Raw genomic sequence first — 10,386 nt, 5'->3', positions numbered from 1 at the left:
TTTCCTCCTTCATTAATACGTCTATCTGAAAATNTCTGACCAATAGCATAAGAAAACTTAAAGAAGAGGTCCAGCAAGAAGGGTTGACACTTTAGATAAGCACACTAAGAAGATAACATCAGCAATGGTGGAGGCTAGCACTCATTACCATGGCAGTGCAGGAGCCGACCTTGACCTGCAAGAACCCCAATACGGGTAAGCCATTTAGCAAGGATGAGTTTGTACAATTTGCCGACGATTATCTTGGTGGAGATATTATTTTTTGGTGCGCAACGTCTCCCTGGCTGACGAAGAAATAGGTATCAATCGCTAAGGAAATAAAGCCCCGCCGCGAGATCATGCCGGATATAATCACGGCAGCAGTCGGGCAAAAAATGGATGCAACCTCCTATCATCAACAGTTTGCCCTAAGCAGCTATTGGCAACAGTACCAAAATAAAAGAGATGATAAGATATATATAATACTCAACGCTATCTTGTTCTCAGAAACGAGAGGAAAATACTGATGTCAAAGACAATCAAAACAACATTTTTGGCTGCCTGTATGGTCAGCCTCCTACCCTCACTATCTTATGCTCAATCGTCAAATAAATTACCAATGACTATCTTCGAAGATGTCCGGGTCTTTGACGGCACAACCTTAACGTCCAAAATGAATGTGGTTGTTGAAGGCAATAAAATCACTCAAATCTCTGCTCAACCGATTAATCCAGCAACTGATGCCGTGCATATCGCTGGCAATGGTCAAACATTGATGCCGGGCCTTATCGATGCCCACTGGCATACTTTTATGGCTCGTCCTTCCATGGCATTAGCGTCAACCGCTCCGTTAAGTTTTATCACATTGCTGGCCGGTGCTGAAGCAGAGTCAACACTTCTGCGCGGTTTTACCAGCGTTCGAGATTTGGGTGGACCCGCGTTTGGCTTAAAACTCGCAATTGATAATGGCGTAATCAAAGGGCCACGCATCTGGCCATCAGGGGCAATGATTTCACAAACGGGTGGTCATGGTGATTTTCGGATGCTTTCAGAAATACCGGCTACCCCAGATCAATTAAGTTACCCAGAACGAATTGGTATGTCAGCGATAGCTGATTCAGCCGATGAAATTCGAAAGCGCACCAGAGAGCAATTGTTGCAAGGAGCTAGCCAAATCAAGTTGACAGGAGGCGGTGGCGTATCTTCTCCCTATGGCCCATTAGATACAGTTCAACTTAGCGTCGATGAAATTCACGCCGCAGTCGAGGCCGCGGCTAATTGGGGTACTTATGTGACAGTCCATGCTTATACCCCTGAAGCCATTAGCAATGCTATCAAAGCTGGAGCAAAAGTAATTGAGCATGGTCAATTGGCAGATGATGCAACTGCAAAATTAATGGCAGATACAGGTACATGGTGGAGTCTGCAGCCTTTTTTGGCGGACGAAAATGCAAATCAACAGCCCGATCCCGCAGGACAAGCCAGAGCAGCGCAGATTTTTGCCGGGACTGATAACGCTTATCGCTTAGCTAAAAAATACGGGGTGAAAGTTGCGTTCGGAACAGATGTTTTATTTGATGGAAATTTGGCAGCCCGACAAGGCTCACAGCTTTCTACAATGACACGGTGGTATACGCCCGCCGAAGTGATCAGAATGGCAACATCTGATAATGCAAAATTGTTAGCACTATCAGATCGACGCAATCCATATCCAGGAAAACTTGGTGTGGTCGAAGTCGGAGCCTTAGCTGATTTATTGCTGGTTAACGGCGATCCAATCGCTGATATCGGACTGCTGGCAGATCCTGAAAAAAACCTGACTATCATCATGAAAGACGGACAGATAATAAAAAACAAGCTGGTTTCAAAGTAAAAAGGTTTGAATAGGATTCAGATTATCGCTACGGAAGCACCAAAAACACTATGCACCGGCATAATATCATTATGATAAAGCTGATTCGAATTTCACGACGTTTTCCAAGTGTCAGGTAGACTCTAGGGTAGTACCAGATTGCATGACGGGAAAGCATAAGATGTGACATTGATTAGCGCCCAGGTGATACACAAAAGTTGTATCACTGCCGTTTCAATGCACGAGACAAGTGTTGAATATGATGGATATCATGCACTTATCAGAAATGGTGGAGGCCCTGCCAGCTACATCCCGGCACACACCTCGCCTGCTACGGCTGCTTCCTTCCGGATCTGACCGAGTTCACAAGTTAGTGTTGCGGGAGAACCAACAGGACCTCCATTGACGTTAACGGCTCCTTGTACTCTGGAGCGGTGGGCATTATCGACCATGACCCACCAAATAGCAAGACAACCCGCACTAACCGGTGGTTTCTTGCCCACTTCCCCTCAGGTTTGGGTTAAATCTATTTTCTGCTGGCACCAAAAGCATTGATGATGTTATTTATTCATCTCATTCTATTTATATCGCCCGATTTATTTCTATAGCGTGGCACTATCCGCCCATGTAGATAAAAAAGAGAATGCTGTGACATCATCAAAAACAGAGAGCCAAAATCAGCGGGAGTCTACAACATCAGATTTGCCCACAGAATCGGGTGACCTACCGTTTGTCGACAGTTTCCGCCAACGGGTCTTCCAGGTGGTGGCCGCTATCCCCTATGGACAAGTGACCACTTATGGCGATATCGCGCGGCTGATTGGCTCCCCCAGAGCTGCACGCCAAGTCGGTGGGGTTCTCAAACGCTTGCCGGAAGGCTCTGCCTTACCCTGGTATCGGGTGATTAATCGCCATGGCGAAATATCATTAATTGGTGATGATTATCTTAGACAGAAAAAGGCATTACTGGCTGAAGGTATTGATATCGATACTTCGGGTCGAATTGATTTACGCCGCTATCGCTGGCAATACCGCTAATAAAAACGCCACAGATAGTGACTATCCTGTGGCGCTATTGCCAAATTAATTGGCGTTTCTGAAAAACCGGCTCATGGCGGGTTAAACATTACTGGATGGTCGCACTGCCTGTTATGGTAGGCGCGCCCTGTATTGTTGCCGGTCCCCCTGGGGTTGTTTCTATAGCAACAGAGGTTGCAGGGACCAATAACAGATTAGCCTGGGTACCCGCGCCACGGTTGATCACTTCTTGCATGGTATCGGTGATAAACAATAACTGGCCATTGCGAGTGATCGCTGCACTTACAATAATACGTGCATTTGGCTGGATGTCGGCTGGGTTAAACGGCAAAGCAAAAGTAAACGGAGCTTGTTTGCCCTCAGTACGAATTGCTTTCTGGGCGATAACCCGTGATGGTGCATCAGCCAGTGAGGCATCCGACAGCGTAACCGTGACTACGGCATCAGGTGGTAATGCAATGCGCTCGCGGATATTCACTGTCCCCTGTACAGCAGGCTGTGCAATAGGTGCGGCAGCAGTGGTTACACCTGCCGGTGCGGGAACCGGAACATCAGCCCCTCGATGAGCACACCCAGCCAAACTTACCACTAATGCTGCCCCACCTGCTATCTGCCAGAATTTCATTGATTGCCAAGGTTTCATAGGTCGCACTCCTTCTTATTATTAAGATGCAAGCTATCCACAGAACAGCCGGCGTTTAATAAGTGGCTTCAACCACCTAGCAAGCCAATTATAGCACAATATTCTACTTCCCGCCGACGCTTACCCCATTGAGGCATTTATCAGACTATTCCTTATCCGATATTCCTCAGTTGAACAGGCCTTTCACAGCAATATATTGACGAGCGCCCAACGGATTCAGCACACTGTGTATAAACTCAACCATCAGGGGCCACAACATGAGTCAAGCATTAGAAAAACTACTCGATCTGCTCTTCCTTGAGAAAATTGAAGAAGGTATCTTTCGTGGCCAAAGTGAAGATCTGGGCTTGCGCCAGGTATTTGGTGGTCAGGTAGTGGGTCAGGCTATCTATGCAGCAAAACAAACCGTACCGGCAGAGCGGGCAGTACATTCTTTCCACAGCTATTTTCTGCGCCCAGGGGACAGCAGCAAGCCCATTATCTATGACGTCGAAACACTACGTGATGGCAACAGCTTCAGCGCCCGCCGGGTCAGTGCGATTCAGAATGGTAAACCCATCTTCTATATGACGGCATCGTTCCAGAGTCAAGAAGAGGGGTTTGAACACCAAAATACCATGCCGGACGTTCCCCCGCCGGAAGGGTTGATGTCGGAAACAGACATTGCTCGCCAATTCGCACATATGATCCCCGAAAAAGTACGGGAAAAGTTTATCGGCCATCAGCCAATTGAAATGCGCCCGGTGAAATTCCACAACCCATTGCAAGGCTCGGTAGAAGAACCTAATCGCTATGTCTGGTTCCGCGCCAACGGCGCCATGCCAGATGACCTGCGGGTTCATCAGTATTTACTGGGTTATGCCTCTGATTTTAATTTCCTGCCAACGGCCTTGCAGCCACATGGGATTGGTTTCCTGGAGCCAGGAGTGCAGATTGCCACGATAGATCATTCTATGTGGTTCCATCGGCCATTCCGCCTGGACGATTGGCTGCTGTATGCAGTAGAAAGCACTTCTGCTTCCGGCGCGCGGGGCTTTGTCCGTGGCCAGACTTACAGCCGGGAAGGGATATTAGTGGCTTCTACCGTGCAGGAAGGTGTCATTCGTTTGCATCGATGATACCTCGATAGCCTTTGCCAAAAATAGAACAGGGGCGATATCATATCGCCCCTGCTGCTATCATCATTATTATTTATTTTACTGCTACTGCTACTTCTAGCTTATTGGTTGTATGCATTTTCGCCGTGGCTGTTAACATCCAGACCTTCGCGTTCTTGTTCTTCTGGTACCCGCAGGCCAACCAACAGGTCAGCAATTTTAAAGGCAACGAAGGCAACAACACCAGACCAGACCAAACACACACCGACGCTGAACAGTTGCACACCTACCTGATGGCCCATAGTGACGCCAGCGGCGTAACCTGTACCGCCCAGTGAAGCCGAGGTGAAGACACCGGTCAGGATACAACCGACAATCCCACACACGCCGTGGACACCGAATACGTCGCAGGTATCATCTACCCGCAGCCATTTCTTCAGCAGAACCACACCCCACAGACCGGCAACCCCCCCGACCAGACCGATAATCAATGCACCACCAACCCCGACTGTACCTGCCGCTGGCGTAATCGCAACCAAACCTGCGATACAACCGGAACATGCACCCAGCAGCGACGGTTTGCCGCGTAAAATCCACTCAGCAAAGACCCAAGACAAGATAGCACCCGCTGTTGCAACTACTGTATTCAAGAAGGCAAGTGCAGCAATTTCATTCGCGGCACTGGCTGAACCGGCATTGAAGCCAAACCAGCCGATATACAGAATCGCAGTACCAGTAAACACCATAGGTAAGTTATGAGGTTTGAACGCTTCTTTACCAAAACCAGCACGTTTACCCAGTAAGTAAGCGCCCACCAAACCAGCAATCGCGGCGTTGATATGCACAACAGTACCACCGGCAAAGTCCAGCGCGCCATCCATTGCCAGGAAACCACCACCCCATACCATATGTGCCATTGGCAAATATGAGAAGGTGAACCACAGTGCAGCAAAAATTAATACCGCAGAGAAACGAATACGTTCGGCGAATGACCCCACCACCAGTGCGACCGTGATACAGGCAAATGAAGCCTGGAACACCACATGGATATATTGATAGAAAGTGCCACTCAGGCTGGTCAAACCAATACCTTTTAGCATCGCCATATCGAAACTACCAAAGAATGCATTGCCGGTGCCGAAAGCCAGACTATAGCCGTAGAGCACCCACAGCACACAGATCAGAGCAAAGCTCACCATGACCTGAGTCATCATCGATAATACGTTCTTGGAACGCAGCAGACCGCCGTAGAACAGGGCAATACCGGGCACAGTCATAAACAGCACCAGCGCGGTGCAAATCATCATAAAAGCATTATCAGCTTTGTCAGCTACAGCCGGTGCTGCGGCCATTGCCAAAGAAGGCAGCATCGCTACCGAACTCAGGCCCAACATGGATAAAAGTTTTTTCATCATCAACCCATCCCTATTCACTAAATTTGAGCCTGCAAATTACAGTGCTGCTTCGTCGGTTTCGCCGGTACGGATGCGAATAACACGTTGCAATTCAGCAACGAAAATTTTGCCATCACCAATTTTGCCGGTATAGGCCGCCTTACTGATCACGTCAATCACTTCATCCAATTGATCATCAGCAATTGCAATATCAATTTTCACTTTAGGTAAGAAATTGACACTGTATTCAGCTCCCCGATAGAGCTCTGCGTGTCCCTTCTGGCGACCAAATCCTTTTACTTCGGTTACGGTCAGCCCCTGAATACCCACAGAGGATAAGGCTTCACGCACATCCTCCAGCTTAAATGGTTTGATAACCACGGTAACCAGCTTCATATTTGCCCCTTCTCGAATTAAGTCGAATTCATGTCTGCCACAAATGAAGTAAAGCAAAGGTTATGCCATAAGTAATGATAGATATAATTTAATGCGGAAATGGCGAAGCTAGGGCGGTTGAGATACATGAGTCAGCCGTGTAGCGGCTGAATTCATCGTGTTGAATAATTTTCGCGCACCAAAATAGTGCGAAGCGCGTCACAGAAGTGCACAACAGCATCGACGGCCTATTGCATTGCAAGATTATGGTGCACGAAGGCGGCAAAATGGGCATTAACGGGGCTATGCATTGACGATTTGACTTAGGAAAACACAGAAAATAGTGCGGGGCCGCTTAGCCCCACAACTTATTAATTAACTTACTACCGTCTCTACCTGATCAATGGCGGCTAAATCTTCGCTAACCAATTGCAATTGATACATTTGATAATAACGCCCATGGGCGGCCAGCAGCTCTTGATGCTTACCCTGCTCCACTGCCACACCACGGTGCAACACCAAGATGGTATCAGCATCAACAATGGTTGAAAGGCGGTGAGCAATCACTACCAGCGTGGTATTTTTTCGGATTAGCTGCAATGCCCGCTGAATGGCCTGCTCAGTACCAGAGTCAATATTGGCAGTCGCCTCATCTAAAATCAGGATTTGCGGAGCCTGTACCAATACTCGCGCCATCGCCAGCAACTGTTTTTGCCCAACTGACAAGGTATTCCCCTGCTCACCAAGCAGACTGTGCAATCCATCGGGTAGCGCATGGACTAAAGGGGCCAGTTGCACCGTTTCCAGAGCTTCCCACACTTGCTGTTCAGAGATATCACGGCCTAAAGTCACATTGGCAAAAAAGGAATCAGCCAACACCACTGGATCCTGTTGCACCATAGCCACCCCTTGGCGCAAGGTCTGATGGGATAACGCTGATAAAGGACGAGCATCCAGCAGAATCTCACCATGTTGCACCGGGTAGTAGCCCATCAGCAGGTTAGCCAACGTGCTCTTTCCGCTGCCGGTATGCCCGACCAGAGCAACAAACCCGTGCGAAGGCACATCAAGGGAGATATTTTGCAGCACCATTTTATCGCTACGATAAGCAAAGCTGACATTATCCACCTGGATACGGCCACTGGTCAGTGGGCGATCATCAGTACCGTATCCTTGCTGGGCGCGGTCCATCAGATCAAAAATACGTTCCCCAGCCACCACAGCTTGCTGCATGACTGACTGCTGTGATGTGAGTTCAATTAAGGGTTCATTTAAGCGGCCCAGATAGTTAATGAAGGCATACAGCACCCCCACCCCCACTGAGCCATCAGGACTGAAACCGAACAACAGTAACAAACCACACAGTACCAAGGCAGAAAACAGGCTCAGCAGCGGGCGCAATAAAAACCCTTCCAAGCGTAAAGTTTGCATGCGTGCCATATAGTGTGCACGGCTGGCAGACTCCATACGTTCGCCAAAACGAGCTTGCTGGCGAAACTGCTGAATCACGCCCATGCCGTTAATGATTTCATTAAAACCGTCGTTAATATCAGCCAAATAAGCTCGGACTCGCCGCACTACGGGTGTGCTGTAATGTTGATAAATGGCCATCACCACCAGCACTGCTGGAAAGATACAGATAGAAATTAGCGCCATACGCCAATCCAGACTGAACATCGCCACCAGCATCGCGCCAATTAATGCCGCGCTTTTTAATACGGTGGAGACCACCATCACATATAAATCTTTAATGACTTCAGTGTCATTTGTGACACGGGAAATCAATTGCCCAACCGGCTGGGTATCAAACGCACTGAGAGGTTGACGCAAAGCGGCATCCATCACTTCAATACGTAGGCGCTGAACCACACCTACGGCAGCACGGTTAAAAAGCAATGCCTGAAAATAATGCAATGCTGCGGCCAACAATTGCAGCAACAGATAAGCCAATGCCAACCCACTGACTAAACCGAGGGGCAAAGTGCCTTTTGCGACCACATGGTCAATAAAATAACTTATCAAAAGCGGGCCGCTGACCTCGGCGGCAGCCGCAATCCACAACATCAATACCGCCAACCCTAACGGTTTACGATAAGGGGAGCCATAGGAGAGCAGGCGCTTAAGTGTCGGCCAAAGTTGCTGAACTTTACTCATCGGTTTTGGCCTCCGACTCACCATCATCTAATGCTGCCTCCAGTTGTTGATAACGGTACATCTCCCGATACCAGCCGGATTGACTGACTAATACGTTATGTGTCCCGCGCTGCATCACGCCACCATGTTGCATCACTAAAATTTCGCTGGCTTCGGTCAACGCTGAAAGACGGTGCGCACTGATAATCACGGTACGATGCTCACCCCATTCACGCAGATTTTTTAGGATTTCATATTCGGTCTGACCATCAACTGCGGATAGCGCATCATCGAGAATCAGGATCTCAGTATCCAGCAACAGTGCGCGGGCGATGGAAATCCGCTGTTTCTGCCCGCCAGATAGCATCACACCACGCTCACCCACTTCAGTGTCATAACCCTGAGGAAGGCGTAAAATATCTTCATGCACACTGGCTAAACGAGCAGCCCGCTCAATTTGAGCCTGCGTGGCATCAGGTTTACCCAATGCAATGTTGCCAGCAACCGTATCAGAAAAGAGGAATGGCGTTTGGCTGACCACAGATAAACGGCCACGCCAGTCATGCAACCTAATATCAGACAGCGCATGCCCTTGATAACAAATAGCACCATCATCCACATCAAACTGCCGCTGAATCAATGCCAGTAAGGTACTCTTACCCGACCCTGTAGGCCCGCATAGCCCCAACATCTGCCCCGGTGCTAATTTCAGCGCCACATCATGTAACGCAGGCTGTTCACTACCTGGATAATAGAAATGGCGAATATTCACCGCGAGCGTGCCACGCCCATCGCTCAGCTCAATATCACCATCTTTAACCACCGGCGCTTCTTCCAGCAAACTGCGAATACGGCTATAGGCGGCACTGCCTCGTTCAACGATGTTGAACATCCACGCCAAGGCAAGCATGGGCCAGATCATCAGCCCCAGATACATGATGAAACTGGTAAGTTGACCCAAAGTAATGCTGTGATTAACCACCATCCAACTGCCGCCACCAATCGCCAATAAATTCGCGATCCCGATGGCGATATAGATAGTTGGATCAAAACGGGCATCGATACGTGCGACATACATATTCTTGGCACCGGCTTCTGCCGCTACCTGAGCAAACTGCTGTGATTGGTGATCTTCCAGGCCAAAAGCTTTAATCATGCGAATACTGGTCAGGCTTTCTTGCGCCTGGTTATTCAGCGTAGAAAATGCCCCTTGAGCCGATTTGAAACGTTGATGCAGTTGGTCACCGTAATATTTGATCACCACCGCCATTACCGGCATAGGTAACAATGATAACAGTGTTAATTGCCAGCTAATTTGGGTGCTCATTACAATCAGCACCGCGCATCCCATCACCAACGAATCCACCAGCGTCAGCACCCCCTCACCGGCAGCAAAGACCACGCGATCAACATCATTCGTCGCACGAGCCATTAAATCGCCGGTACGGTGACGTAAATAGAAACCAGGGGCCTGGCGGCTAAGTTGGCGATAAAAGTTTGACCGCAACTCCACAGCCAATTGATAAGAGGCACCAAATAATAAAACACGCCAGACATAACGCAGTAGGTAGACCACAATAGCGGTTATCAGCATCACACCAATCCATACCAGTAACATATTGGTAGACATCTGTTTTGTGCTGATACCATCCACAATTACCCCGACCAGCTTAGGCGGCAACAGTTGTAGGATAGCGATAATAATTAACAACAACACCGCGCCTACATAGCGGCGCCATTCACGGCGAAAATACCAGCCTAGTTGTGCAAACAATCTCACTCAGTTTTATTCCTGGTCTGACACCGAATACATCGGTATTTTCTCGCTACGCGCGATGAAGGGGGTAGCATAGCATCGGTAAAAGGGCTTTTAAT

At 48.6% G+C, this 10,386-nt stretch carries 8 protein-coding genes and 1 other RNA gene; 3 read left to right on the top strand and 6 right to left on the bottom strand.

From position 1 onward, the window contains the following. Positions 1-505: 505 nt before the first annotated feature. Positions 506-1,852 (top strand): amidohydrolase family protein, encoded by a 1,347-nt coding sequence (locus V2A85_RS08575; protein WP_420071251.1) that lies wholly within the window; start codon positions 506-508, stop codon positions 1,850-1,852. Positions 1,853-2,127: 275 nt separating this feature from the next. On the opposite strand, the gene ffs is transcribed toward V2A85_RS08575, so the two are convergent. Next, positions 2,128-2,224: signal recognition particle sRNA small type (ffs, locus tag V2A85_RS08570), an RNA gene on the bottom strand. A gap of 309 nt (positions 2,225-2,533) precedes the next feature. On the opposite strand from ffs, the gene V2A85_RS08565 reads away from it, so the two are divergent. Continuing rightward, positions 2,534-2,869, top strand: a complete 336-nt coding sequence (locus V2A85_RS08565; protein WP_372559840.1) for an MGMT family protein — start codon at positions 2,534-2,536, stop codon at positions 2,867-2,869. 88 nt (positions 2,870-2,957) lie between these two features. Here the strand turns inward: V2A85_RS08565 and V2A85_RS08560 are convergent, their stop codons facing one another. After that, complete coding sequence (locus V2A85_RS08560) at positions 2,958-3,512, bottom strand: YbaY family lipoprotein (protein ID WP_372558203.1); 555 nt, start codon at positions 3,510-3,512, stop codon at positions 2,958-2,960. A 257-nt stretch (positions 3,513-3,769) separates the two neighbouring features. Between V2A85_RS08560 and tesB the strand changes: the two genes are divergently transcribed. After that, positions 3,770-4,630, top strand: a complete 861-nt coding sequence (gene tesB, locus V2A85_RS08555) for an acyl-CoA thioesterase II (protein ID WP_420071250.1) — start codon at positions 3,770-3,772, stop codon at positions 4,628-4,630. A 101-nt stretch (positions 4,631-4,731) separates the two neighbouring features. Here tesB and amtB read toward each other — a convergent pair whose 3' ends face one another. The 4 genes from amtB to V2A85_RS08535 form a co-directional block, all read right to left on the bottom strand. After that, positions 4,732-6,021, bottom strand: a complete 1,290-nt coding sequence (gene amtB / locus V2A85_RS08550; RefSeq protein ID WP_083163833.1) for an ammonium transporter AmtB — start codon at positions 6,019-6,021, stop codon at positions 4,732-4,734. Positions 6,022-6,060: 39 nt separating this feature from the next. Next, a complete protein-coding gene (glnK, locus tag V2A85_RS08545) occupies positions 6,061-6,399 on the bottom strand; it encodes a P-II family nitrogen regulator (protein WP_002208627.1) in 339 nt (112 codons plus the stop codon). Between the two features lie 354 nt (positions 6,400-6,753). Then, on the bottom strand, positions 6,754-8,532 hold the full coding sequence (locus V2A85_RS08540) for a SmdB family multidrug efflux ABC transporter permease/ATP-binding protein (RefSeq protein ID WP_372558201.1): 1,779 nt from the start codon (positions 8,530-8,532) through the stop codon (positions 6,754-6,756). Beyond that, entirely contained in the window at positions 8,525-10,291 is a 1,767-nt protein-coding gene (locus V2A85_RS08535; RefSeq protein WP_083160005.1) for a SmdA family multidrug ABC transporter permease/ATP-binding protein, read from the bottom strand. The genes V2A85_RS08540 and V2A85_RS08535 overlap by 8 nt, the downstream gene beginning before the upstream one ends. Between the last annotated feature and the right edge of the window lie 95 nt (positions 10,292-10,386).

Source organism: Yersinia sp. 1252 StPb PI, assembly GCF_048593885.1.
Lineage (GTDB): Bacteria > Pseudomonadota > Gammaproteobacteria > Enterobacterales > Enterobacteriaceae > Yersinia > Yersinia enterocolitica_E.
This window is presented reverse-complemented; position numbering and strand designations above follow the sequence as displayed.